Origin of the sequence: Streptomyces sp. NPDC020996 (assembly GCF_040641355.1) — a bacterium.
Taxonomy (GTDB): domain Bacteria; phylum Actinomycetota; class Actinomycetes; order Streptomycetales; family Streptomycetaceae; genus Streptomyces.
In genome coordinates this window covers 167,526-192,296 of the sequence record NZ_JBFADM010000001.1, presented here as the reverse complement: position 1 = coordinate 192,296, position 24,771 = coordinate 167,526, and the positions used below count along the sequence as shown (strand labels likewise).

Genomic DNA, 24,771 nt, shown 5'->3' with positions numbered 1-24,771 from the left:
CGGTCGCGTCAGAAGTCGTCCGGGTGCAGCATCTTGGCGATCTTCTCCACGGCCAGGTCGTTGCTCGGTCCGAGGTAGATCGAGTCGGACAGCACGAGGGAGCGCTTGTTCTTCGCGGCCGGCCACTGGGGGAACTCCTTGAGCAGTTTGCGGGCGTACGCCTCGGGGTTCGGGTCGTTGTAGCTGATCACCACGAGGCCATCCACCTGCTCGGCGGCGACCTTTTCCTTGCTCAGGTCGGCGAAGGCGGTCTTGGACGTGGAGGAGAAGGCGTTGCTGCCGCCCGCCTTGGCGAGGATGTCGTTCCAGATGCCGTGGGCCGCGATGGAGCTGAAGTCATTGCCGCCCATGCTCATGTTGGAGAAGACCACCATGACGTTGGGCATCTTCTCGCCCTTCACCTTCGCTGACACATCACTGATCCGCTTGCGCGACTGCGCGATGAGCTTCTCGGCGCGGTCGCTGACGTTGAAGATCTTCCCCAGATCGCGCAGCAGTCGATAGCTGTCATCGATGGTCATGCGGGAGGTGTCCTGGTCACAACCCTGTGGAGACACATAGGAGTTGGCGCCGACCGCCTTGAGGTCGTCGCGGGTCGCGAAGCCGTTCTTGGCGTCGAAGCCGTACGACGTGGTGGACAGTACGAGGTCCGGGCTCAGGCCCAGCATGGCCTCGCGGGGGACGTCGTAGGCGTCGTTGAGCTTGATGTCGCCGGTGGGCAACTTCTTGATGGACGCGGCCCGGCCCGGGACCTCGGAGCGTCCGTAGGACTGCTCGTTCGCCACGATGCGGTCGCCGAGCCCCAGTGCCAGCAGCGAGGAGACCTCGGCGACGGAGGCACCGTTCATGACGACCACGCGGCTGGGTGCCTTGGTGTAGGTGGTGGTCTGTCCGCAGTTCTTGAGGGTGACCGGGTATCCGGGGGCGCTCGCTTCCGCGGCGGCGTTGGCCGTCGGGGACGACGAGGCCCCGCATGCCGTGGCGGCCAGACACAGGGCGCCGACCAGGGCCACGGCAGCGGGCCGTTTCGTCTGCACACGATCTCCTTGGGACGGGAAGGACTCCGCTCAGGTAGTCGGTGCGGGGTGGGCCTGAGTTCCCAGGAGGTCAGTCCTTCCGTCCTCCGGGGGGTGGCAGGATTCCGTTCTTCACGCAGTAGTCCAGATATCGGAACACCAGTGCCCGATCGGCCTGCGGGCAGGTGATGCCGGTGCCTTCGAGTCCGCGCAGCACGTTGTCCGCTCGGACGCGGCCCAGCGCGAGCTCCGGCTCGGCGTCTTCGTCGGCCGCGAGGGAATCGAAGAACGCTCCGGTCGTGGCCGCCACGTCGGCGGAGCGGGGCAGTTCCTTGCGCCACTGGGTCAGAGGGATCTGTTTGACGGCGTACCCGTACTCCTGCACCCAGTCGTACACGTCGGCCAGTCGTACGGGGGCGACGGGGGCGTGGTTGAAGACCGTGCCGGGGTTGGCGGTCAGGGACAGCCGGACAACGGCTCGGGCGACGTAGTCCGCCGGGGTCCACACCTCGGCCTCGAACAGGTCGGGCACGATGCCGGCCGGGATGCCGGAGGCCAGGACGCTCCAGAGGAAGTCCCGCCGGTTCACCTGGCCGGTGTCCGGTGCTCCCGTCACACGGCCCAGACGGTGCAGGGTGACGGGGAGACCGCGCTCGGCGGCCTGTTCCAGGAGGCGTTCGGACGCCCACTTGGACTGCTGGTAGCCGCTGACCAGCCCTGGATGCGGTGGGACGAACGTTTCGGGAACCTCCGGACTCAGGCTGCGGGGCGGGGCGACGGACAGCGTCGACACCAGGTGAACAGGGATCGAGCGTGCGGACGCCATGCGGAGCAGCTGACGGGTGGATTCGGTGTTGGCGGCGCGCAGGCTGCCGTAGTCGCGCATGATGCTGACCGTCGCCGCGTTGTGGACGATGGCGTCGCAGGTCTCGGCCAACTCTGCGAGCCTGTCCGCGCCGAGTCCTAGGTCTGGGCGGCTGAGGTCGGAGGGGACGGCGGTGATCCGTTCTGCGCCCACCGGGAGCGCGATCTCCTGAGCCGATAGGGCCTGACGGATGCGGTCGGCGGCCTCGGCAGGGGTCGCGGCCCGGACAGGGCAGACGATCTCGGCGTCGGTGGCGGTGAGCAGGTCGGCGAGCAGATGCGGGCCGACGAAGCCGGTGGCACCGGTGAGCAGAATGGTGCGTGGTGTTCCCGCCGTACGGGGCGAGGCGCCGGGCCGGATGTCGTCGGCAAGGACAGAGTCGGCCAAGACGGTCTCGGGCAAAGCGGACGCGGCAGCCGGAGCGTCCTCGCGCTGCTCCAAGCGGTGTGCGAGGTCGGCGGCTGTCGGGTGCTCGAAGAGCCAGGCGACGCGGACCTCCCGCTCCAGCTCGACGCCGAGCCGGTTGGCGACCTGGATCGCCTGGAGTGACTGGGCGCCGAGGTCGAAGAAGTCGTCCTCGGGTGTCATTCGCTCAACGCCCAGGATCTGGGCCCAGATACGGGTGATGGTCGCCTCCAGGCCGCCCACTTCCTCCGCTGGGACAGCCTGATCTTCTACGACCGTGCTGAGGGCGTTCCTGTCGATCTTCCCCGTGCTGGTGCGGGGCAGCCGGTCGGTGAATTCCACGGCCGACGGGACCATCGCCGCCGGCAGGACCTTCCGTAGCCCCTCCCGCACCTCGGCCGCGGTGGGCCGGGGATCCTCCGCGACGATGTGAGCGGCCAACCGCCGTGTCCCGTCGGGCAGAACCTGCCCGACGACGGCGGCTTCGCGGACACGCGGCTGGGCGAGAAGAGCGGCCTCGACCTCGGAGGGATGGACACGATGTCCGCTGATCTTGAATTCGTCGTCCGCCCGCCCGAGGAACCGCAGTTGTCCGTCGTCGCCGAGGCGCACCAGGTCGCCGGTGCGGAAGGCCCTTGGACTGCCGGGCAGTTGGAGGAGCGGCGCGAACCGGGCGTCGTCCGGCGCGTCCGCGCCGCGATAGCCCAGGGCCAGTGCGTCGCCGAGGAGGTAGAGCTCACCGCCGACGATGGCTGTGCGCATGCCGGGCAGCGGGGCGCCGATCGGTACGTCGCCGGGTTCCGCGGGGGCTTCGTGGAGTGCGGCGACTGTGGCCACGACCGTCGCCTCGGTCGGGCCGTAGGTGTTGAACAGGTGTACCGATGTGCCGACCGTGTTCCGCCAGCGGTCGACGCGTTCGGGCAGGACGGCCTCGCCGCCGATGATGACGGTCCGCACCTCGTCGGGCAGAGGGGTGGTACCCGTGGAGATCGTGTAGGCCAGTTCGTGCCAGTAGGCCGTGGGCAGGTCCAGCACGCTGATCCGCAGCTGGTCGACCGCGCGCAGGAACTGGGGCACCGACTCGGTCATCTCGCGGGTGCGTACGACGAGGGTGGCGCCCGTGCACAGGGTGAGGAAAACCTCTTCGACGCTGGCGTCGAAGTGCAGGGGCGCGAACTGCAGGACGCGGTCCTCGCGGCGCAGGCCGTAGCGGTGTGCGGCACCTGCGATGAAGGTGGCCAGCGCGCCGTGGCTGATCTCCACGCCCTTGGGCCGGCCGGTGGAGCCCGAGGTGTAGATGAGGTAGGCCAGATCGTCCGCCGTTCCTGCCGGGGCAAGGGGTGCCTCGGCGTCGTCCCCGGGGGCGTCGAGCAGAAGGGCGGGCCGATTTGCGAAGCGAGCGGCGTGGGCGCTGTGGGTGAGGATGAGCGAGGGCTGGGCGCTGTCCAGGAGCGCTTGCGTCCTCGTTTCCGGGGCGTCGGGATCGAGCGGGCAGTACGCGGCGCCCGAGAGCAGGACGGCGAGGATGGCGGTGACGGCGTCGATGCCACGCGGCAGGGCGACGGCCACGACCGCGCCGGGGCCCACATCGCGGGCGGCGAGCCGTCGCGCGAGCCGCCGTGCGGATCCGAACAACTCGGCGTAGGTGATGCTCCGTCCGTCGTGCTCGACGGCCGGGGCCCCGCCGCGCCGGGCGGCATGGTCGGCGATGAGGCTCAGCACCGGCCGGGCCGGGCCGGGCAGCGGGCCGCCGTCCCGAACGGTGCACGGGCGCCGGCCGATCGCACGGTCCGGTGCGGCCAGGGCCTCGCACAGCAGGGCCAGCAGTCCCTGCTGGTGTGTGGCCAGGTCTGCCGCGTCATAGAGATTCGGGTTGGCATCGATGGCGATGCGCAGACCCGCGCCCTCGGCGCGGTCGTACACGTTGACCGCGAGGTCGTCGACGGGCCCCGCGGAGACGTTGTGGACCGTGCTGCGATGGCCTGCGAAGCGGAGGTCGTACTCGAAGGGCATGATGTTCACGCCCGGCCCGGACAGCCGTCGCTTGCCGCCGACCAGCTTCAGGTCCCGCCGCAGCTGTTCGTAGCGGTACCGCTGGTGCGGCCGGCTGGCCCGGAGCTCGGCGGCCACCTTGGTGGCCAGGTCCCGCAGGCCGTCCTGCTCGTCCACCGCGACGCGCAGGGGCAGGATGTTGCGCACCATGCAGGGCACGCGCAGGGACACCGATCCGAGGCGGCCCATGGCCGGCAGGCTCAGCACGACCTCGGGCGCGCCGCTGACCTGGTGGATGTAGGCGGCGGTGACGGCGAGCAGGAGATCGGACCACGTCACCGACAACTCGTCGGCGACGGCGCGCAGCCGCTTTGTCTCGTCGGGATCCAGGTCGACGACGCGGCGCAGGAAGGTGCGGGCGGGAAGCGCCTGTTCGGCGGCGAGACTGGGGACCGCCGGGCGGTCCGCGAAACGCTGCGTCCAGTAGGCGCGGTTCTTGGTGAAACGCTCCGAGGCGAGGTAGGCGGACTCCTCCTGCCGGACCGACTCCAGGGTGCCGAAGCCGCTCTCGCCCAACGGGGCGTCCTCCACCAGGGCCGTGTACACCTGTGCCACGCGGCGGGCGACCAGGGACAGGCCGAATCCGTCGAGTGCGATGTGGTGGACGCGGTGGTACCAGAGGAACTCGTCGGGGGCCGTACGCAGCAGGGCATGGCCGAAGACCGGGTCGCGTTCCAGGTCGAGGGGGCGGGCGATGTCCTGGGCCATCCATGCGAGGGCGGCGTGGTGCGGGTCGGCTGCGGTGGTCAGGTCGGCGATGTGCGCTCCCCACTCGATGCCCGGGACGCTCACCTCCCAGGGCCGGCCCGTCTCGTCGGTGACGAAGCGGACGTTCAGGGCCTCTGCCTCCGCCACGGCGTGGCGCAGGGCCTTCTCGAAGACGGTGGGGTCCACGGGGCCGTGGATGTGCACGTATTCGGCGGTGTTGTAGGCGGGGCTGTCCGGATCGAGGTGGTGGCCGGTCCAGATGCCTTCCTGGGCGGCGAGGAGCGGGTGGCGCTCGGCGTGGGGGTCAGGCGTCGGCATGAGCCGCTCCTGCCTGGCGTTCGGACAGCAGTTGCCACCACTCGCCGAAGGAGGTGCGCTCGGCGAGCTCGACGAAGCTCACCTCCGCACCGGCGCTCCGCCATCGCTCGGCGAGGGTGGTGATGCGCAGCGAGTCCAGGCCCGCGTCCAGGGGGTTTTCGTCCAGGTCGACTTCGTCCGGTTGCTGGTGCAGGAACTCCGCCAGATCCGCGCGGAAGGCGTCCAGCGTCAGGGGCTCAGGCATGGTGTTCTCTCTTGGTAGCTGCACGGGGTGGCGGGTGCCGGTCAGTTGACCTTGCGGTCGGCGTCGTTCCAGAAGCGGTCACGCAGCTCCCGGCGGAGGATCTTGCCGCTGGGGTTGCGCGGGACGTGCTCGATGAACTCGTAGGCTGCGGGCAGCTTGAAGGCGGCCAGGCGGTCGACGAGGAAGCGGTGCAGGTCCCGTGGGGAGGGTTCCTGCCCGGCCACGGGTACGACGAAGGCGTGGACCTTCTCGCCCCACCGCTCGTCGGGGGCGCCCACGATCACCGCCTCGGCCACCCCGGGGTGACCCTCCAGGACGTTCTCGATCTCGGCGGGGTAGACGTTCTCGCCCGCGACGAGGATCGCGTCCTTGATGCGGTCCCGGATGAAGATGTAGCCGTCCTCGTCGATGTATCCGGCGTCGCCGGTGTGGATCCAGCCGTCGACGAGTGTTTCGGCGGTCTTGTCGGGCAGAGCCCAGTACTCGACCATGTGGGCCGGAGTGGCCAGGCAGATCTCGCCGACGGTACCGGGCGGCAGTTCCTTGCCGTCGCTGTCGATGACTTTGCTGCGCACCCCCGGGTACGGGTGTCCGGCGGCCTTCATGCGGGGGTGGCCGGGGATGTGGTCGGCGGGCGGCAGACATACGGCGGTGTTGCCGGTTTCGGTCAGGCCGTAGATCTGGGCGAACTCGCTGCCGAACATGGCCAGGCTCTCTTCGAGGAGGGCCTCGGAGATCGGCGAGCCGCCGTAGACGATCTTGCGGAGGGTGGTGAAGTCGTCCGGCTTCACGCCGGGTTCGGCCAGCATCATGCGCAGCATGGCGGGGACCACGCAGGCGGTGGTGATGCCCCTGTCGCGGATGAGGTCGATCGCATCGCGGGGAGCGAAGGCGCGCATCGCGACCACGGTCACGCCGGCGTTGAAGTTCTGGGTGGCCCACCACAGGCCGCCGACGTGGAATCCGGGGATGCCGACCAGGGCGACGTCACCGGCTCGCCAGTCGATCCAGTCGAGTTGCTCGCTCGCCAGGGCGTTGCGGATGGCGAAGAAACTCCGGTGGGCGAGGACAACTCCCTTGGGCAGGCCGGTGGTTCCGCTGGTGTAGAGCTGGGCGACCGGTGTGTCGGGGGTGGGGGAGGAAGAGGGTTCGGTGTCCGGGTGGTCCGCCTTCCAGGCGGCGAAGCCTTCTGCCGTGCCCAGCCGAACGACCGTCTTCGGCGGGGCGGTCGGCAGCCGGTCGAGGACGGGCGCGAACTCGTCCTCCAGGAACAGCAGTTCGCTGCCGGAGTCCTGGAGGATGTGGCTGACCTCGGGGGCGGTCAGCCGCCAGTTGATGGGCACCAGAACGGTCTCGCTCTTGGCGCAGCCGAAGAGGATCTCGTAGTAGTGCTCGGATTCCTTGCCCAGATAGGCCACTCGGGCGCCAGGAACGGCACCGGCCTCGCGGATGGCGTGGGCGATGCGGTTGCTCTCGCCGTGCAACTGTGCGTAGGTGAGGCCGCGGTCCTCGCAGACGACTGCGGTGACCTGCGGGCTGTGCGCGGCGTGGAAGCGTGCCGCGTCGACGAGGGTCTTGAGCTGAGGGTGGTGCAGCCTTTCGCCGGGTGTCCCGGGCACGGACGGTTCGGCCATGGGCGGGCCTGCCTCTCGTTCTGCTCTCGGTCTGCCGGGAGGCGTGCCGCCGCCACCGGACGCGGCGGCGGCACGCCGAGGTGGGGTTGCCGCGTCTACGGGGCGTTGACGAAGGCGAGCTTCACGGTGCCGTCGCAGCGCCCGCCGGCGTCGTCCCAGTACCGGTAGGCGGTCTCGGCGACGAGCAGTGGTTCGCCGCCCGGCGAGCGCCGCTCCACGGACAGGAACTCGATCTCGCCGCAGAAGGAGCGCGCGTTGATGGGGCGCCGGAAACTGCCGCTGAAGCGGGCGATCAGGATGTCCGGCAGCTGATGGCGCCAGTAGGCGTCCAGCGTCCAGCCGGCGAACTCCTCCAGCAGCCCCTCTTTCACCGCCTTGGCGACGGTGTAGTACATCATCTGGTTGTAGCTGATGTTGACTTCGACGGCGTTGAGATGGCCGGTGTCGTCGATGTAGCAGGACTCCGGGATGGCCAGTTCGCAGCGCGCGGACACGAGGCTGGACCGGGTGCTGACCGCCGCGGACTTCAGGTATTTGCAGTGCGCCTTGTACGGGCGCAGGACCTGGGGCAGCAGTTCGTCGTCGTTGTCGTAGTCCTGCGCGGGCGGCTTGTGCTGTACGGACGTCCGCATGGTCACGCGGCCTCGTCGTAGAGCTTGCGCTCGTCGTGCACGGTCACCCGCAAGGAGACGGTCGGCTCCGGGGTGGTGGTGTGCCGGGCGCGGTGGATCAGGCTGCGGTTGTCCCAGACCAGGAGGTCGCCCTTCTCGAAGGTCTGCAGGTGGATGTTGGGGTGGGTGAACGTGTCGTCGAGCTGGCCGGTGGCCTCGAAGAGGCGCTGGAGCAGGTCGCTCTCCAGTGGCTTGCCGTCCCCGTCCTCCATGCCGATGGTGAAGCCCTCGCTGATGTAGAGGACCGTTTCGCCGGTCATGGGGTGGATGAAGGTGCTGGGCTTGACCACAGGCGGTGTCTTGGTGTCGACCTCCTCGATGATCTCCGAGATCGGCCGGTAGACGTCCGAGGGCCGGATCTTGAAGTACTTGCGCACCGAGTGCTGGGAGAAGGTGCCCGCCACTTCCTTCTTGAGATCCTCGGGAAGCTGCTCGTACGCCTTGCCCATGTCGATGAAGTAGGTACCCCGGTTCCTCTCCGGGATGACCTGCGGGTAGATGAACGTCAGGCCGAAGGGGTCCGGCATGAACTGGTAATCGGCGTGCCAGAACTTCCCGGTCTTCGGCACGCCTATCTGCTTGCCGTCCTCGGGCACGTTGGAGGAGACGAATATCTCCTCGACCTCGGGGTGCTTGTACATCGGCTCGTAGTACGTCTCCGGGCGGCCGAACAACTGGCCAAGCTCCAGGAACTGACGGGGCACCAGATCCTGGTCCTTCAGGACGACGATCTTCTTTGTGTAGACGGCCGCCTTGATGGCGTCGATGTCCTCCGCGGAAGCGGCGGCGTGGTCGAACCCTTCGACCGTGGCGCCGATTTCCTTGCCCGTGACTTCCTTGATCTGCATGGTCCCTGCTCTCGGTAGAGGCCGTGGTAGCGGTGGTGACAGCGGCTACTGGGCGAGCTTCGCGTCGATGAGCTTGGTGGTCGCGCCGAGGGTGAGGTCTTCCTCGAGTTCGTTGTCGTCAATGTGGACGCCGAGGTCGCGCTCGATGCGCATGCTGATCTCGACCATCGTCAGAGAGTCGACGTCCAGCTGGGCGAAGGTGACGTCCGGGCTGATCCGGTCGCGCGGCGCGTCGTGCAGTTTCGTGACGATCTCGACCAGTTGGTCGTAGGTGGTGCTCATGGCTCCTGCGTTCCTCCTGTGTCGTGCGGATGATCGGTCCGGGCGAGAGCGGGCCATGTCAGGAGGCAGGACCCCCAGGTGAGCCCGCCGCCGAACGCGGTGAGCAGCACGCGTTCGCCCGCGTGGATGGTGTGCCGGGCAGCCGCATCGGCCAGGGCGAGCGGGATCGATGCGGCGCCGGTGTTGCCCACGGACTCGACGTTGGTCACCAGTCGTTCCGGGGGCAGTCCGAGGTCCTCCGCCACCGCGCGCAGGATGCGCAAGTTGGCCTGGTGGGGGACGATGCGGTCGATGTCGTCGATCTTGCGGTCGGCCAGCGTGAGCGTGGCCTGGGCGGAGGCCGTCATCCGGGTGACCGCGTGCCGGAAGACCTCCTTGCCGCGCATGGCGAAGTAGTGGTCCTGCGCGGCGACCGGGCCGGAGGCCGAGCGCTGCCGTGAGCCGCCGGCTGCCACCATGATCAGTTCCTCGCCGGCGCCGTCGCTGCCGAGGTCGAAGTGGCCGACGGCGCCGGGTTCGTCGGCGTGGCCGGCGCGCAGGACGACGGCTCCGGCACCGTCGCCGAAGATGATCGCGTTGGTCCGGTCGTCCGGGTCGACGATCGTGGAGTAGGTGTCCGCGCCGATCAGCAGTACGCGTTCGGCCACTCCGGCTGCGATGAGACCTGTGGCCGAGGCCAGCCCGTAGACGAATCCGGTGCAGACGGCGCTGACGTCGAAGGCCGCTGCCCCCGCCAGACCGAGACGGTCGGCCACGAGAGGGGCGGTGGCGGGGCAGGAACGGTCAGGGGTCGTCGTGGCGACGACGACGGCGTCCACGTCTTCCACGCCCGCGGACCGCAGTGCCCGCCGGCCTGCCTCCACCGCTAGGTCGGAGGTGGCCTGGCCGGGTTCGGCGAAGTGGCGGCGATCGATTCCGGTACGGGACCGGATCCAGGTGTCGCTGGTGTCGAGCCGTCGGGAGAGTTCCTGGTTGGTCACGACACGCGGCGGGAGCCAGCCTGCCAGCCCGCACAGGACGGCAGCACGATCGTGCGGTGGGGTGCGAGGGGTGGACATGCTGAGCGGTCGGTCGAGGGTGCTGGACACAAGGGCTCCTAGGTCTCCCGGCATGCGTGAGGGGATGTCTGGGGTGGGCACGGAACGGTCGTGGGAGAGGAGAGCGCGGGCGTGCTCAGACGTCCGCACGCCTCCGAAAGGGCAGCAAGGCCACGGCGCCGAGACAGATTCCGGCGGCGATGACGTATGCGGCGGCACGGACGCCGTCGAGCAGACCGGCTGCCGTCAGGTCGTGGCTGCCGGTGTCGGCGACAGCTACCAGGACGGCCAGGCCCACGGCGCTGCCGACCTGCAGGGTGGTGGAGGCCAGGCCCGACGCGATGCCCTGGTCGTGGGCTGGGATGCCGGTGGCGGCCGCGATCCACATGCCCGTCCAGGTGGCGCCCTGTCCCAGGCTGAGCAGCACGATCCCGGGCAGCAGGCGGGCGTAGGAGCCGTCGGCACTGAATGCGAGGGCGAGGAGCAGGGCGCCGACGGCGCCGGTCGCCATGCCGCCCAGCAGCATGGTGCGCACGCCCAGCGCGGCGACGGCCCTCTCGCCGACCTTCGTCCCGGCGGCCACGACGACGGCCGGCACGAGGAAGGCAGCTCCTGTGGCCATCGCGCTGTAGCCGTGCACCGTCTGGAAGTAGAGGGTCAGAAAGTAGGGAAGCGAGCTGAACGTGGCGCTGAACAGCGCGGCCAGCGCCATGGCGCCCAGCAGGCTGCGGTGGCGGAACAGGCGCCCCGGCGTCAGCGGGGCGTGGCTGCGGGTCTCGACCAGGACGAACAGGGACAGCGAGATCACCGAGAGGGCCGCGCATATAAGGACGCCGCGGCTGCTCCAGCCGGCCTCCGGCGCATGGATGAGGACGAAGACGAGCAGCGTGATCCCCGCGGTGGCGGTAAGGGCGCCCGGGAGGTCGAAGTCCCGCTGCCGCGGCAGCGGGTCGTCCGCCGGGAAGAGGAACGTTCCGGCCAAGGCGATGGCCCCGGCCAGCGGGACGTTGACGAGGAACACCGCCGGCCAGCCGAAGGCGTCGACGAGCACCCCGCCCAACAGTGCCCCGAAGCACAGCCCGCCAGCCCCTGCGGCGCCCCACGCGGCCAGCGCCCGGTTACGGCTGGGGCCTTCATCGTAAAGGGTGTTGATGAGGGAGAGAGCAGCGGGGAACAGCAGCGAACCGCCGATGCCCTGCACCGCGCGCACCGCGACCAGCACGCCCGCCGACTCCGACAGCCCGCCCACCAGCGAGGAGACCGCGTACAGCCACGCGGCTACGACGAAGATCCTGCGCCGGCCCAGCAGATCCGTGGCCCGGCCGCCGAGGAGCAGGAATCCGCCGGTCGTCACGACGTAGGCGCTGACCACCCACTGCAGGTCCTGTCCGGAGAAGCCGAGGGCGCTGCCGATGCCGGGGAGGGCGACGTACACGATGTTGTAGTCGAGCGAGATGACCAGTTGCGCGGCGGCCAGGACCAGTAGCGGCAACCCGAGGCGCTGACGGGACGGAGCAGATTGCGAATTCACTGCAGGCATTGCGGAACGATTCCCCCTAAGAATCCGTCACCTGAAACAGGACGGCGGCCCACCCCGGGATCGTGGCTCACTTCCTGCGTCAGCCACAAGCGCTCTCCCCTCACTTTCGGACTGGCTTGCGAGTCGGTTGTGAGAATCGTTCACTTCTTCATTGAAAGTCGGACATCTCAGGCGGTTGCTCGCGGAGCCGACTGCGGAACATGCCAGGTGGGCATGCGGATTTAGCGGCCGAGGGGTGGTCCGGACGCGTGTGCAGATGACGGAGGGGCGGTTTCCCTATTCGACAAGTCGGCTGGCGGTGTCTGCTGGTTCCGGCCTTCTCGGTCGAATCTCGGCACGTTATGGATGGCCGATTTTAGCGCCCTGATAATCCCGTCGCCCCGGCCTTCGGTGTCGTTCAGGACGATCCGGAGTACGATATTTCGAAAGGGCGGAGAAACTCTTATTCAAAGAGAGTCGGATCGCGGAGGCGTCTGGTTCCCGGCGACAGCGAAGTTTTTTGTCACACGCCTGAGTCGGGCCATTGGCCAGGTACCCCCCTACCGTATGTATGCATGGAGAAGTCGAAGCGTGGTCTTTTCGTCCCCCCGGCCTTACTGGGGTTCGTCGTCCTGCTCGTGTCATTGACGGCGGTGTCATACGCCGTGGGACGCATGGCGGGTCCGGTGGCCCCGGGCATGCACCGCACCGTGCCGGCGTTCGAGGAGTCGCAGGAGCCGGGTATGCCCGGCATGCACGGCCTCGGTCCGGTCGACCGTGAAGTACGGGTGAGTCGATGACCACCGCCGATCAGCGTGAGACGGACGACGAGCCCGACGCGATCACCGATCTGCTGGTCGGGGGCATGACGTGCGCCGCGTGCGTGGGCCGGGTCGAGAAGAAGCTGGGCCGCGTCGAAGGTGTGACGGCAACCGTCAACCTGGCCACCGGGCGGGCCCGCGTCTCCCATCCCGCGTCGGTGACCGCCGAGCAGTTGATCTCCGTGGTGGAGAGTGCCGGTTACACGGCCGAGCTCCCGCCGCCGCCCGCCGAAGAGCAGCACGCGGACGCGGCACGCGAGCAGCGGAAGGCCGGCGCGGGCATCAGTGACAGGGGCCGGCTGCTGATCACGGCGTGGCTGTCGCTGCCCGTGCTCCTGCTCTCCATGGTGCCCTCCCTGCAGTTCACCTACTGGCAGTGGCTGTGCTTCAACCTGGCCGTTCCGGTAGTGGGTTGGAGTGCGTGGCCGTTCCACGAGCGGGCATGGAAGGGGCTGCGGCACGCCACGGCGACCATGGACACGCTGGTCTCCCTCGGCGTGCTCGCCTCGTTCGCCTGGTCCACGTACGCCCTGTACTTCGGAGGTGCGGGCCAGCCGGGCATGCGCATGCCCTTCAGTCTGGTGCCCGAGGCCGGCAGCGGGAGCGCGCATCTGTACCTGGAAGCGGCCGTGAGCGTGCCGCTGTTCGTGCTGGCCGGTCGCTACCTGGAGGAACGCGCCAAGCAGGGAACCGGATCGGCGCTGCGTGCGCTCGCCGAACTCGGCGCCAAAGACGTCGAGTTGCGCGAGGGCGATCAAGGTCGACGGGTCCCGGTCTCCGCACTCCGGGTCGGCCAGGAGTTCCTGGTACGGCCGGGTGAGAAGGTCGCCACGGACGGTGTGGTCACCGACGGCAGCTCCGCCCTGGACCTGTCGCTGGTGACCGGCGAGAGCGTGCCGGTGGAGGTCGGGCCGGAATCGGCCGTGGTGGGTGGTGCCGTCAACGCCGGCGGGCTGCTGGTGGTTCGGGCCACGGCGGTCGGCGCCGACACGCAGCTCGCCCGGATCACCCAGCTGGTGAGCGACGCGCAGGCGGGCAAGGCGCGCATCCAGCGGCTGGCCGACGCCGTCGCGGGAGTCTTCGTACCCGCGATCGTGACCGTGGCGTGCACTGTTCTGGGGTTCTGGCTCGGCGCCGGGGCGGATGCCTCGGCCGCCGTGACCGCGGCGGTCGCCGTCCTCGTCGTCGCGTGCCCTTGCGCCCTCGGCCTGGCCACCCCGACCGCGTTCATGGCTGCCACCGGCCGCGGCGCCCAACTCGGCGTTCTGCTCCGGGGGCCGGAAGCGCTGGAGCGGCTGCGGCACATCGACACCGTGGTCTTCGACAAGACCGGCACCCTCACCACCGGACGCATGACCCTCAACGCGACGGCGGTGGTGGCCGGGGAAGACGCGAGCGCAATCCTCCGACTGGCCGGGGCCGTCGAGTACGGCTCCGAGCACCCCATCGGTCGAGCGATCGTCTCTGCGGCCCGCCAGGCCGCGGACGGTGGTCAGCTTCCGCCGGTGGCTGACTTCCGTGCCGTTCCGGGAGTCGGCGTCCACGGCCGGGTCGACGGCCATGAGGTCGTCGTAGGCCGCCCGCGGCCCGACAGCCCGCTCCCGGACACCCTTCAGCAGGCTCTGGACGACGCACAAGCCTCCGCTCGCACAGCCGTGGTCGTCGAGAGGGACGGCCGCCCGGTCGGCATCCTCGCGGTCGGCGACACACTGCGGCCCTCCAGCTACTCCGCCGTACGACACCTGCGCAAGCTGGGCATCGAGCCCATCCTGGTGACGGGCGACGGCCCGGCCGCCGCCCGTGCCGTGGCCGAGCAGGTCGGCATCGACGAGGTGCACGCCGAGGTCACCCCAGAGGGCAAGACCGCCATTGTCGCAAGGCTCCGGGACGAGGGGTGCCGGGTCGCGGTCATCGGCGACGGAGTCAACGACGCCGCCGCGCTGGCCTCCGCCGACCTGGGCATCGCCATGGGCGGCGGCACCGACGCGGCGATCGGCGCCGCCGACATCACCCTCGTGCGCGAGGACATGCAGGCGGTGGTGGCGGCCGTACAGCTCACCCGCCGGACCCTGAGCACCATCCGGGCCAACCTCGCCTGGGCCTTCGGCTACAACATCGTCACCGTTCCTCTGGCCGCCACCGGCTGGCTCAACCCGATGTTCGCCGCCGTGGCGATGTCAGCCAGTTCCGTCCTAGTGGTCGCCAACAGCCTCCGGCTGCGCGCCTATTCGCCACCCGGACACCGCTACCGCTCCGCCCCGGCGTCTGCCTCCGCCGACAAGGGCGGTCCGACACCACCGTCCGCGGAGGACAGCAACACCGCCTCGCCCCTGGAGGAGATCCGATGAGTTACGCCCCGTCCACCGACTCGGCCGAACGCTCCTCGCCGCCCTGGCGCCGTATGACTGCCGGTGCGCTGAGCGCCGCTCTCGTACCCGTGGTTACGTGCGTGACGGCCTTGATGCTCTTGACGGCCTATACGACAACGGGTGCGGCCGGTGAACCGCCGGCAAGGATCAGCGTCAGCAACGCTCGCATCTTCGTACCGCCCAACGCCGCGAACACGGCCGCCTTCTTCGACATCACCAACACCGGGGCCGCCGGCGACGTGCTGAAGTCCGTCTCCTCGCCAGAACTCGGGGTCACCATGCTGGGTCAGCGGGTCACGAAGGACGGAGCGGGACGCATGGAGCCGCTGGACAGCCTCACGATCCCGGCCCGAAGCCGCGTGAACATGACCCCGTACGGCGTCGACGTGATGGTCCTGGATCCGCCGAAGCTGAAGGTCGGGGACAAGGTCCGCTTCGACCTGTGGTTCCGCAACTCAGGCCGGGTGACAGTGGAGGCGGTGACCGTTCCGCCGCAGTCATGACGAGGAGGGGCTGCCGCCGCGTTCCTCCTCGTTGTCACTTCACTCCTCGCCCATGAGCTTGCGGATCTCGGTGATGGCCGCGACGAGTGCCTTCCGCTCGGGGACGGTGGTCTCCGGGTGCCACAGGTCGACGAGCAGGCACGTGCGCGGACGCGTCCCGCGGTTCCACGCCTCGTGCTCGAAGGAGTAGTCGAAGAGCAGGCACTTACCCTCCTCCCACGACCGCGTCTCGCCCGCGACCGTGATGCCGCACTCCTCGGGGATGTCGACCGCCAGGTGCAGGTTGATGCTGAAGTTCCACAGGTCGCAGTGGGGAGTGATCGCCGCTCCGGGCAGCAACGTCGAGAAGTGGCACTCCAGCAGGGGGCACAGCTTCCCGGTGTCGATCGCCTCCTCCTTCAGGACCTGGAAGGCGGTCGGCACCGTGTCGGCTGACTCGTCCACCAGGCCGCCCTTGCGGAAGAGATAAAGAGCCTGCCAGTCCGACTGACGCCTGAGGTAGTGCTCGTAATCGGAGAAAGCGTTCCGCCGGGCGGCCCAGGCGGTCTCCAACTCCTTCTTGATGGTGGCGTGGTTCGCTTCGAAGGCGTGCACCACCGGTGCCAACTCAGGGTGGCCGTACGGATCGTGCCAGGGCTGCTGAGAAACCCCCGGTAAGATCCACTTGGCCCCCTTCTGCAACGGATGACGATCCCCCTTTCCCGCTGCCAGCATCTGCTCGACCCGGGCGATCGAATCCGGTCCGTGCTCACTCCTGATGGCGGCGAAGGCGTCGTCTATCTCCGGGGTCATAAAATCTCCAAGATTTCGAGCTTCACGGTCCCTGCATACCGTGTGGAGGCTACCCAGGACGTCCCCATCTCGTCCCCGGGGAAAGGGCACGGCCTGGCCGGTATGGGGGCACGGCAGATGGCATGCATGGTGCAGTGCGCCGGTAGTGCTTCCAGTGCTTCGGAATTTCGGCTGTCGCCGGGAACTGGGGGACGGAGTGAGCCGACCACCTTTAGGGAAAGTCGTGTGTCAGAGGTCGAGTTGGACCTTGATGGCGAGAGCACCGAGGGCTTCCTTCTCGGGCGGACAGATCTCACCACCGCGAGGGTAGGGACCGTTTCCGCTCCGGGCCGGTTGTGCCTGGCCCGGGTATCACCGGACTGGATGACCGGGGGCGCCTCCGCGGCGACCGCCCTGCCGCCGCGGACCGAGTGACCGCCTGGCGGGCGGCCGGCTCCACCGCGTTGACCCTGACTTCGGCTGTGTGTTGCACGGACATCCAGGTCTGCTTGACCTCAACTGGTGCTTCACCATCCCGGGAGTGGGACAGCACGCAGCAGTCCCGTGAGGTCGTGCGCACCCGGAGGTAGGCAAGTCCACCGTGAGTGGATCTGCCGCCAGCGAAGCACGTCCGAGCCGGTCTCACGCGCGACGCTTTTCAAGCACTCGTTCGTCAAAGCGACGGCCGTCCACACGAAGTTCGCACCGATCACCTCTTCCACCTGACTCCCATGGAGCCAGACTGATCACTTGATCACGGAAGGGGTCACTTTTCATCGACCGATAGGGGGTCACGGTTCAGGTTCTGGCTCAAGGAACGGCGACACCTGTCACCCGAACCTGCATCAGACCCGATCGTTGTCGAGACGTCATGCAGAACGCCATGCGCCCGGCGGTAACAGAACCGAACGAGTCTGCCTCCGCAGCGTGACGTGCTGGATGTGCTGGATGAGTCCCGACGGTGCTGGATCGGTGCTGGATATGATCAGCGTGACGGGCGTTTCCGCAGGTGAGAGCTCTGCGCTAAACGTTCAGGTTCAACGTCTAATACGTTCGGCGAAAGACCGTCTGACCTGCGGCGGAGCGGGTTGGGCGAGTCGGTCCCCACAGCGCACCCTGGTGCCCTCGTTGCTTGTGGCAGCGAGGGCACCAGTCGTCAGGCGGCGCGGGCTGTGGGTAACTGCGAGGCCCACCTCGTGACCTCGGACAGGTGCTCGGGCTGCAGCCCGATGTGTGGGTCGGGCTGTACGAGGAGAGTTGCCGTCCCCTTGGCGGTGCGCTCCGCCGCCCAGGCGTGGTCGAGACTGGTGAAGTCGTCGTCGATCCAGACGGCGGGGGCGTCTGCCAGCCAGGCGTCGACGTGGTCGCGCTTCCAGAGGTAGCCGCTGGGGTGGCTGGTGGTGATCTGGGGGCACGGCAGGTCGACGTACGGCAGGTCCGGGAGGCCAAGTAAAGGGCCGATGAGGGTGGTGGCGTCCTGCCGCCAGCTGGTGCACCAGACGGGGGTGACCAGGCCGGTACGGATCACGTCCATGAGCAGGCGACCATGGTTGGGGTCGAGCCAGACGGTGACCGGATTGTCGGCGCTCCGGCCGGTGGGGACGACGTCGTGGCGGGCGTGGGTGGCCGGGGTCGAGCCGTCCGCGTTGGGGAAGGGTACGAGGACGCCGTCGATGTCGAGGAGCAGGTGGGGCGGGCGCATTGGTTCCTCCGGGGAAGCCGGGGCGAATGGCTGGTCAGCGACCCAGCGCACCTTCGGTGCGCGCCGGGGGCGTGGTAAATGCCGTGGCGCGCGCCGAGGTGCTTCCTGTGTGCCCTGACGGGGGCTGATGCCGGTACGGGACGCTGATGAGGTTCGTTCCGGCCGAAACCGATAGCTCTGTGATGCCGTTGAGCTCGCAGGTCAGCATGGTGCCGAGGGCCGTCCACGGGAACCGTGGAGTGTTGCTGTGAGCACGCGCGTCAGAATTCCTGTTCCACCCTGGCCCTCCCGGAACGGCGTACCGCTTGGCCGTTCGGTGAGGGAGGGAGCAAGGCCGTGGACGTGCTGCACGAACGCTGCGCCGGCCTCGACATCAGCAAGAAGGACGCCAAGGCGTGCGTCCGCACCCCGAGCACAAAGCGACGGGGAATGTTCACCACCCAGACCACGACCTGGGGTTCGACGACGAACCAGGTCCTCGCGCTGCGGGATCACCTGCTGACCGCCGAGGTGACGCTGGTGGTGATCGAGGCGACCTCGGACTACTGGAAGCCCTTCTACTACCTGCTGGCCGAAGACCTGAACGTGATCCTGGTCAACGCCCGGCAGGTCAAGAACCTGCCCGGACGCAAGACGGACGTCTCCGACGCCGCCTGGCTGGCCCAACTGGGCGCGCACGGCCTGGTCCGTCCCTCGTTCGTGCCACCCGCACCGGTGCGCGAGCTGCGGGACCTGACCCGGACCCGCACCCAGATGACCCGCGAACGGGGGCAGATCGTGCAGCGGCTGGAGAAGCTGCTGGAGGACACCGGGATCAAACTCGCCGCGGTCGCCTCCGACATCATGGGCGTCTCGGGCCGGGCCATGCTGGAGGCCCTCATCGCGGGTGAACGCGACCCGCAGACGCTCGCGGACCTGGCCAAACGCAAACTCCGCAACAAGATCCCCGAACTCACCGAGGCCCTGACCGGACGCTTCCGCGACCACCACGCCTTCCTCACCCGGCTGCACCTGGACCACTACGACCAGCTCACTGATGCCATCGGACAGCTGGATGAGCGGATCGAGGAGGCGATGGCCCCCTTTCGTCCCGCGCTCGACCTGCTCGACACCGTCCCCGGGATCAACCAGGCTGTCGCCGAAGTGATCATCGCGGAGACCGGCGGGGACATGACCTTCGCCTCGGCCGGGGCACCTCGCGTCCTGGGCCGGCGTCTGCCCCGGCCACCACGAGTCCGCCGGCCGCACCAAGAACACCAAGGTCCGCCCCGGCAACCCGTATCTCAAGGGCGCCCTCGGACTGGCCGCTTCGGCGCAGCCAGAACCAAGGACACCTACCTCCAGGCCCGCTACAAGCGGCTGACCGCCCGCCGCGGACCGATGAAAGCACTGGTCGCCGTCGAGCACTCGATCATCACCGCGATCTGGCACATGCTCACCGACCACGTCCCCTACCGCGAACTCGGCGGCACCTACTTCACCCAACGCGACCCCGAACGCGCCACCCGCCGCGCGATCACCGCCCTCAACCAACTCGGCTACACCGTCACCCTCAACCCGATCGAAGGCGCAGCCTGACCACTCACAGACCAAGTGCCCGGCGGCCTCGACGACCACCGGGCACCCAGCCCTGCCCAAACCAACCCTGAGCTGGATCTATTTACGCGTCAGAGCCCTTAACTGATCGTTTCAGAATGCCGACCTGTGGAGACGCTGGCGGCCCATGGAACAATCCCTTCAGCCACGGGCTCAGGGGGTGACGCCGTATGGAACGGGTTGGGGCTGCGCGAGAGCTCGTGCTCGGTTACGTCCAGGCTCTGAACGCGATTGACGAGGCCATGAGGATGGCGATCCCCTCGCTTGAGCGACTGGCAGATGTCCTTGGCCTGGCCCGTTCGCGCCGGATCAGTCGGAGTGGGGACATCGGTACCTACTCCTACACGGTTCATGGGGCGGGATGCCGATTTGTCAGCGGCAACGGCGCTGAGGTCGATGTGGACTTCGCAGCTGACGGGAGTGAAGTCTTCGACCTCTGGCGGCTGCGCTGGTATGGGCTGAGCCTGCCGGAGCCCGTTGACGTCACGGATGAGGACCTGCGGTCCGCAGTGCGGTCGCTGCAACCGCTTCTGGCCGAGGTCCGGCCGGGGTGGTTCAGCGTAGCCAGGTGATCGCTTCAGGATGATGTCCGCAGACGGCGGAGGCATATGAGGCTGCAGGCCAGTTCGAGCAGGCCCTGATGGAGATCGGCGCGTCGTTCGTAGCGGGTGCGGAGCCGTTTGAACTGGTGCAGCCAGGCGAAGGCGCGCTCGACGACCCAGCGCACTTTGCCCAGTCCGGAACCGTGGGCGACGCCGCGTCGGGCGATCAACGGCTTGATGCCCCGTTTCCACAGCAGGCGGCGGTACTTGTCGAAGTCGTAGCCCCGGTCCGCATACAGACGCCGGGGCTTGCGGCGGGGGCGTCCCCGAACTCCCCGAATAGGCGGGACCGCGTCGAGCAGGGGCAGGAGCTGGGTGACGTCGTGCCGGTTGCCGCCGGTGAGCCTGACGGCGAGCGGGGTTCCGTGGCGGTCGACGATCAGGTGGTGCTTGGAGCCGGGGCGGGCCCGGTCGACGGGTGAAGGGCCGACGTGGTCCCCCCTTTGAGGGACCGGACGTGTGATCCGTCCACGGAGCAGTCGTCCAGGTCCAGCAGGTCGGCGCGGCGCAGCTCGCTCAGCAGGACGGCGTGCAGGCGTGGCCAGACGCCGGCCTCTGTCCAGTCCCGCAGCCGGCGCCAGGCCGTCACGCCGGAACAGCCCACGGTCTCCGCCGGGACGTCCCGCCAGGCGACACCGGTCCGCAGCACGAACAGGACGCCGGCGAGTGCTGTTCGGTCAGGAACACGCAACCGCCCGGGATGCCGGTGGCGTCGTTCGGGAGCGGGGGGCAGCAACGGGGCCACTCGCTCCCACAGGTCGTCCGGAACAAGATCAGCACGCACCCGGACACCTTGCCGACCAAGATCGTCGAGCACAAGATCCGCAGCTCAACTCATTCTGAAACGATCAGTAAGTGGACTCCGCCGCAGGTCAGGATCAGCCCGCAGATGTTCCGCTTCAACGCCTGGCGGGTGACGTGTCGCCACGTCGTCGATCTGGCAAACGTACAGGTCGAACGAGGCCCGGCCTTCCGAGGTCGGGCCCCTGGCCTCTCCCGGGACGGTGCTGGGAAATCGCGGCCCGTGGACAATCATGGCGGAGCGCTCTGCCAACGTCTATGTTACTAACATTTTTGTTAGTGACGTGCGTGGAGGTCGATAGGCGTGGTGGAGTTCGTGGGCCGTCGGCAGGAGCTGGCGATGCTGGAGCGAGAGCTGCAGAAGGTGGCGGCAGGGGTTGGCGGTGAGCGGCCCGGTCGGTGCGTGATGCTGCGCGGGCGGCGCCGGGTGGGCAAGTCACGACTGGTCGAGCGTTTCGCGGAGCGCTCCGGAGCTCCGTTCCTGTTCTACGCGGCGACTGGTGCGTCCCCCAGGGACGATCTGGCACGGCTGGCCCGGGACGCCCAGGCGTCGACACTGCCGTTGGCGGGGCTCGTGGCCGCCGCACGGCCGGAGAGCTGGGACGCCGCGTTCGACGTGCTGGCCGCGGCACTGCCCGCCGACCGGGCGAGCGTGCTGGTCATCGACGAGGTGCCGTACCTGATGGATGCCGATGGTGCCTTCGAGGGGATGCTGCAACGGGCCTGGGACCGGGTGCTGGAGACCAAGCCGGTGCTGCTGGTCCTCATCGGCTCCGATCTGTCGATGATGGAGGCTCTGAACGCTACGGGCGCCCCTTCCACCAGCGCGGCCGGGAGATGGTGCTGGGGCCCCTGAACCCCGCCGAGGTGGGGAGGATGCTCGGCCTGGAGCCGGCGGAAGCCTTCGACGCCGCGCTGGTCACCGGCGGGTTGCCGCTGATCTGCGCGGAGTGGCCGCACGGCGCGGGGCTGTGGGACTTCCTCGGGGAGGCCCTGAATGACCCCGTCTCGGCCCTGCTGGTGTCGGCCGAGCGCTCGTTGGCCGCCGAATTCCCCCCGCAGGCTCAGGCGCGTACGGTGCTGGCGGCCATCGGCAGCGGTGAGCGGACCTTCACCAACATCGCCCGTGCGGCCGGCGGAATCGGGGCCACGCCGTTGCAGCGGGCCCTGGAACTGCTCACGGACAAGCGGATCGTCGCCGCGGAGCTGCCCGTGTCGCTGCGTCCGTCGAAGGACAGGCGCTACCGGGTGGCAGATCCCTACCTGCGCTTCTGGCTGCACCTGCTCGGCCCCGCCATGGAGGAGATCGAGCGCGGCCGGGGCGATCTGACCTTGGCGCGCATCCGGGACAGTTGGACCAACTGGCGCGGCCGGGCGATCGAGCCGCTCATCCGCGAGGCGCTCGCCCGGATACTGCCCGACGACCGGCTTCCCGCGGCGCCAGCGGTGGGCGGCTACTGGACCCGCACCAACGACGTCGAGATCGACATCGTCGGGGCGGATCGCGCCCCCATTGCCAAGGAGTTGCTCTTCGTCGGCTCCATCAAGTGGCTGGAGCAGTCGCCCTTCGATCGGCACGACCTGGCAGCTCTCCATCGGCACCGGGCCGCCCTCACCGACGAACCCGTTCCCGTCGTGGCGGTCTCGCGCAGCGGAGTCGACTCTCCGGGCCTCGATGCCGCGTACGGCCCCGGCGATCTGCTGACCGCTTGGCCGCTGTGAGCGGCGGATTGCGGGCGAGGCGCGGGACTGGCTGCAGGCATTGCCGGCCAAGCGCGTTCTCAGAGTCGGCAAATACGTCGGCCTGCTCGCGGAGTACGCCACCGCCTCGGGTGAGCCCTGGCTTCCCTATGCAGGCCCGCTCGGAAACAGAAGCTCGTACGGCAGGTGATCGTCGTCCGGTACGCGTGGTACGTAGTCCGGGGCCGTGCGTGCGGCCACGGCCAGCAGTCGCGTGGCGGCTTCCTCCTCGGAGACGGGAGGGAGCCCAAGGGCGTGCAGGAGGCGGTCGCGCTCGGCGTCGAAGTCCGGATGGTCGGCTCGCAGGTCCGAGCCGAGTTCGCTGATCGCGCAGCCTTTCGCCAGGTCGCGCCAGAAGGGCAGCACGACGATGAGGGTGATGGCCTCGATGAGATCGGCGCCGATCAGAGTGGCCTGGCCCTCGGAATCGGCATACAGGACAGCCCGCTGCTCGGCCCCGGTCTCCCCGCAGAGGAAATAGGTGCCACCGGCGCCGCATCCGGCTATCGGGTGCAGCGGCCGGCCCGACGGGAGGACAAGGTCCTCGACGGGGTCCCGGCGGTCGATGTCGAAGTCACCCGGCCAGGCAAGTGCGGCAGCCAGCGACGAGTCTTGCTCGAGGCGGCGGAGGAGAACGTCCGATGCGGTCATGGGCGGAAGGTAACAGTGCCCTCGGACAGCCGGATCTCACGGAGCCGTCACGCCTGCGCTCGTGACGTCCGCAACGGTGGGTCCGTGTGCGGTTGCATGCGAGCTGAGCGTCGCAGTCGAGCCCCTTCGGGTCCACCGGGTCTGCGCCCGTGGGCTGGATCCGCGAAGTGTTGAATCAGGTGTGGACAACGTTGTCACGCGCTCGGCATAGTGGTCGACGCCCCCGCCAGACCGGAAGGACGACGGAACAGCCTCATGCCTCTGACCGACATACCGCTCGACGACCTGCTCACCTACCGCGCCGCGCACTCCGCCCCGGAGGACTTCGACTCCTTCTGGAAGGACACCCTGGAGCAGGCCCGCGCCCAGGACAGCGCTCCTCGCGTCACCCCGGTCCACGACAGCTGCTCACCTCGGTGGACGTGTACGACGTGCGCTTCGCCGGCTGGAACGGCGAGCCCGTCGCCGCCTGGCTGATCGTGCCGGCCGGAGCCGGGCAGCCGCTGCCCACGGTCGTCACGTACATCGGCTACAGCGGTGGCCGGGGCCTGCCCACCGACCATCTCCTCTTCGCCTCCGCGGGCTTCGCCAACCTCGTGGTCGACAGCCGGGGCCAGGGACACGACACCCCGGACCGGGACGCGGGGGAAGGCACCCAGTGGGTCGACGGGTAGGCAACTGGTCGGCGGTGAGCCGGTACGAGGTCGGTTTAGCTCGATCGTGTGACGGTCGGCTTCGGGACTTGCGGCGCCCTGGGCCGACCGGGCTAACGTGATCGTGCGATCTGGGACGCCGGGTACGGCGTCAGCGTGCGGGGCCCCCGTTCCACCGGAGAGATGGTCCGGAGCCTCCCCGTCGCCTCTGGCCGTACCCACCTGGCCAGGTCGTGAGGGAACCGGCCTCCCGGGACCGGACCACGCACAGGATGCGTGTCGCCGCCCCGGGGTTGAGTACGCCGGGGATCAGTACGCCCAGAACCGTTCGGGGCGTACCAGCACGCAGACTCACCCCTGCTCACTGCCCAGGAACGGTTCATGACCCGGGGCATCGACCACCCGCGCTATCACTACTACCGGCGTCTGATCACCGACTGCGTCCGTGCCGTGGACGCCGCCGGTGGCGCGGGCGGCGAAGTGCACCCCGTCGAAGTAGTCCAGCGTCGCGAAGGCGCCCCCAGGCATCGGGCTTGTGTCGGCGCAGGTACTTCACCACCTCCACGTACGGGCCGTCGGAGGCGACCTCCGCACCCCGCCGGTAGTGGCACAGGAACGGCACGTCCGCGAGCAGCCCCGCCACCCGGTCGCCCGCCAGCCCCGCGACGGCCAGGGCCAGGCCACCGCCCTGGCTTCCCCCCTGGACCACGATCCGGTCGGCGTCCACTTGCGGCAGCGCGCGGCGCGCCGGCGTTGTTCAGCGTGGGCCTGATGGACCCGATCTGCCCGCCGTCCACGGTCTACGCGGCGTACAACGGGTACGCCGGCGAGCGGGACATCCGCGTGTGGCGGTACGCCGACCACGGCGGCGGTTACGGCTCGACCCCGCGGGAGCACCTGGCCTGGCTGCACGCCCGGGGTCTGGCGGCCGACGGCTCCTGACGGCATGGCCCCGGGGACCGG

General features: G+C 69.0%; 21 protein-coding genes and 2 pseudogenes. 9 read left to right on the top strand and 14 right to left on the bottom strand.

Features of this window, described 5'->3' with window-relative positions; translation table 11 throughout:
- Nucleotides 1-8 precede the first annotated feature (8 nt).
- The 9 genes from AB0G63_RS00740 to AB0G63_RS00700 form a co-directional block, all read right to left on the bottom strand.
- Nucleotides 9-1,037: an ABC transporter substrate-binding protein gene (locus tag AB0G63_RS00740; protein ID WP_360742008.1), complete on the bottom strand. Its 1,029-nt coding sequence runs from the start codon at nucleotides 1,035-1,037 to the stop codon at nucleotides 9-11.
- A gap of 70 nt (nucleotides 1,038-1,107) precedes the next feature.
- A complete protein-coding gene (locus AB0G63_RS00735) occupies nucleotides 1,108-5,364 on the bottom strand; it encodes an amino acid adenylation domain-containing protein (RefSeq protein WP_360742006.1) in 4,257 nt (1,418 codons plus the stop codon).
- Complete coding sequence (locus AB0G63_RS00730) at nucleotides 5,351-5,608, bottom strand: phosphopantetheine-binding protein (RefSeq protein ID WP_099932214.1); 258 nt, start codon at nucleotides 5,606-5,608, stop codon at nucleotides 5,351-5,353. Before AB0G63_RS00730 ends, AB0G63_RS00735 begins: the two co-directional genes overlap by 14 nt.
- 41 nt (nucleotides 5,609-5,649) lie before the next feature.
- Nucleotides 5,650-7,242, bottom strand: a complete 1,593-nt coding sequence (locus AB0G63_RS00725) for a long-chain-fatty-acid--CoA ligase (protein WP_360742003.1) — start codon at nucleotides 7,240-7,242, stop codon at nucleotides 5,650-5,652.
- Nucleotides 7,243-7,337: 95 nt separating this feature from the next.
- A complete protein-coding gene (locus tag AB0G63_RS00720) occupies nucleotides 7,338-7,874 on the bottom strand; it encodes an FcoT family thioesterase (protein WP_360742366.1) in 537 nt (178 codons plus the stop codon).
- 2 nt (nucleotides 7,875-7,876) lie between these two features.
- Nucleotides 7,877-8,761: a TauD/TfdA family dioxygenase gene (locus AB0G63_RS00715; RefSeq protein ID WP_360742000.1), complete on the bottom strand. Its 885-nt coding sequence runs from the start codon at nucleotides 8,759-8,761 to the stop codon at nucleotides 7,877-7,879.
- 45 nt (nucleotides 8,762-8,806) lie between these two features.
- Complete coding sequence (locus AB0G63_RS00710; RefSeq protein ID WP_360741997.1) at nucleotides 8,807-9,043, bottom strand: acyl carrier protein; 237 nt, start codon at nucleotides 9,041-9,043, stop codon at nucleotides 8,807-8,809.
- Nucleotides 9,040-10,101 (bottom strand): beta-ketoacyl-ACP synthase III, encoded by a 1,062-nt coding sequence (locus AB0G63_RS00705; protein ID WP_360742363.1) that lies wholly within the window; start codon nucleotides 10,099-10,101, stop codon nucleotides 9,040-9,042. Before AB0G63_RS00705 ends, AB0G63_RS00710 begins: the two co-directional genes overlap by 4 nt.
- 115 nt (nucleotides 10,102-10,216) lie before the next feature.
- Nucleotides 10,217-11,572, bottom strand: a complete 1,356-nt coding sequence (locus AB0G63_RS00700; RefSeq protein WP_360741994.1) for an MFS transporter — start codon at nucleotides 11,570-11,572, stop codon at nucleotides 10,217-10,219.
- Nucleotides 11,573-12,174: 602 nt separating this feature from the next.
- Here AB0G63_RS00700 and AB0G63_RS00695 point away from each other — a divergent pair.
- Genes AB0G63_RS00695 through AB0G63_RS00685 form a run of 3 tightly spaced genes read left to right on the top strand, consistent with a single transcriptional unit; the run spans nucleotide 12,175 to nucleotide 15,292 of the window.
- Nucleotides 12,175-12,399 (top strand): hypothetical protein, encoded by a 225-nt coding sequence (locus tag AB0G63_RS00695; RefSeq protein ID WP_360741991.1) that lies wholly within the window; start codon nucleotides 12,175-12,177, stop codon nucleotides 12,397-12,399.
- On the top strand, nucleotides 12,396-14,768 hold the full coding sequence (locus AB0G63_RS00690; RefSeq protein ID WP_360741988.1) for a heavy metal translocating P-type ATPase: 2,373 nt from the start codon (nucleotides 12,396-12,398) through the stop codon (nucleotides 14,766-14,768). Before AB0G63_RS00695 ends, AB0G63_RS00690 begins: the two co-directional genes overlap by 4 nt.
- A gap of 53 nt (nucleotides 14,769-14,821) precedes the next feature.
- A complete protein-coding gene (locus AB0G63_RS00685) occupies nucleotides 14,822-15,292 on the top strand; it encodes a copper chaperone PCu(A)C (RefSeq protein WP_360741985.1) in 471 nt (156 codons plus the stop codon).
- 39 nt (nucleotides 15,293-15,331) lie between these two features.
- Here AB0G63_RS00685 and AB0G63_RS00680 read toward each other — a convergent pair whose 3' ends face one another.
- Both AB0G63_RS00680 and AB0G63_RS00675 read right to left on the bottom strand, forming a co-directional pair.
- The gene (locus tag AB0G63_RS00680) at nucleotides 15,332-16,084 is read right to left on the bottom strand and encodes an aspartyl/asparaginyl beta-hydroxylase domain-containing protein (RefSeq protein WP_360741982.1); all 753 of its coding nucleotides are present in this window, start codon (nucleotides 16,082-16,084) and stop codon (nucleotides 15,332-15,334) included.
- A gap of 1,135 nt (nucleotides 16,085-17,219) precedes the next feature.
- Nucleotides 17,220-17,765 carry an HAD domain-containing protein gene (locus AB0G63_RS00675; protein ID WP_360741980.1) on the bottom strand — a complete coding sequence of 182 codons (546 nt, stop codon included), beginning with the start codon at nucleotides 17,763-17,765 and terminating at the stop codon, nucleotides 17,220-17,222.
- 336 nt (nucleotides 17,766-18,101) lie between these two features.
- On the opposite strand from AB0G63_RS00675, the pseudogene AB0G63_RS00670 reads away from it, so the two are divergent.
- Nucleotides 18,102-19,343, top strand: a pseudogene (locus AB0G63_RS00670) (IS110 family transposase).
- Nucleotides 19,344-19,561: 218 nt separating this feature from the next.
- Nucleotides 19,562-19,933, top strand: a complete 372-nt coding sequence (locus AB0G63_RS00665) for a hypothetical protein (RefSeq protein WP_360741977.1) — start codon at nucleotides 19,562-19,564, stop codon at nucleotides 19,931-19,933.
- A 5-nt stretch (nucleotides 19,934-19,938) separates the two neighbouring features.
- Here the strand turns inward: AB0G63_RS00665 and AB0G63_RS00660 are convergent.
- Nucleotides 19,939-20,747 (bottom strand): IS5 family transposase gene (locus tag AB0G63_RS00660; RefSeq protein WP_360741974.1). Its coding sequence is split into 2 segments (ribosomal slippage): nucleotides 19,939-20,408 and nucleotides 20,408-20,747, totalling 810 coding nucleotides; the frame shifts between segments, so codons are not numbered across the junction.
- 321 nt (nucleotides 20,748-21,068) lie between these two features.
- On the opposite strand from AB0G63_RS00660, the pseudogene AB0G63_RS00655 reads away from it, so the two are divergent.
- A pseudogene (locus AB0G63_RS00655) lies at nucleotides 21,069-22,486 on the top strand (DUF234 domain-containing protein).
- A gap of 126 nt (nucleotides 22,487-22,612) precedes the next feature.
- Here AB0G63_RS00655 and AB0G63_RS00650 read toward each other — a convergent pair.
- Nucleotides 22,613-23,155 carry a hypothetical protein gene (locus tag AB0G63_RS00650; protein ID WP_360741971.1) on the bottom strand — a complete coding sequence of 181 codons (543 nt, stop codon included), beginning with the start codon at nucleotides 23,153-23,155 and terminating at the stop codon, nucleotides 22,613-22,615.
- Between the two features lie 255 nt (nucleotides 23,156-23,410).
- On the opposite strand from AB0G63_RS00650, the gene AB0G63_RS00645 reads away from it, so the two are divergent.
- Both AB0G63_RS00645 and AB0G63_RS00640 read left to right on the top strand, forming a co-directional pair.
- Entirely contained in the window at nucleotides 23,411-23,632 is a 222-nt protein-coding gene (locus AB0G63_RS00645; protein ID WP_360741968.1) for an acetylxylan esterase, read from the top strand.
- Entirely contained in the window at nucleotides 23,578-23,829 is a 252-nt protein-coding gene (locus tag AB0G63_RS00640) for an acetylxylan esterase (protein WP_360741965.1), read from the top strand. Before AB0G63_RS00645 ends, AB0G63_RS00640 begins: the two co-directional genes overlap by 55 nt.
- A gap of 409 nt (nucleotides 23,830-24,238) precedes the next feature.
- Here the strand turns inward: AB0G63_RS00640 and AB0G63_RS00635 are convergent, their stop codons facing one another.
- Nucleotides 24,239-24,517, bottom strand: a complete 279-nt coding sequence (locus tag AB0G63_RS00635; RefSeq protein WP_360742360.1) for an acetylxylan esterase — start codon at nucleotides 24,515-24,517, stop codon at nucleotides 24,239-24,241.
- Nucleotides 24,518-24,579: 62 nt separating this feature from the next.
- Here AB0G63_RS00635 and AB0G63_RS00630 point away from each other — a divergent pair, with 62 nt between their 5' ends.
- Nucleotides 24,580-24,750 (top strand): acetylxylan esterase, encoded by a 171-nt coding sequence (locus AB0G63_RS00630; RefSeq protein WP_360741962.1) that lies wholly within the window; start codon nucleotides 24,580-24,582, stop codon nucleotides 24,748-24,750.
- Nucleotides 24,751-24,771 lie beyond the last annotated feature (21 nt).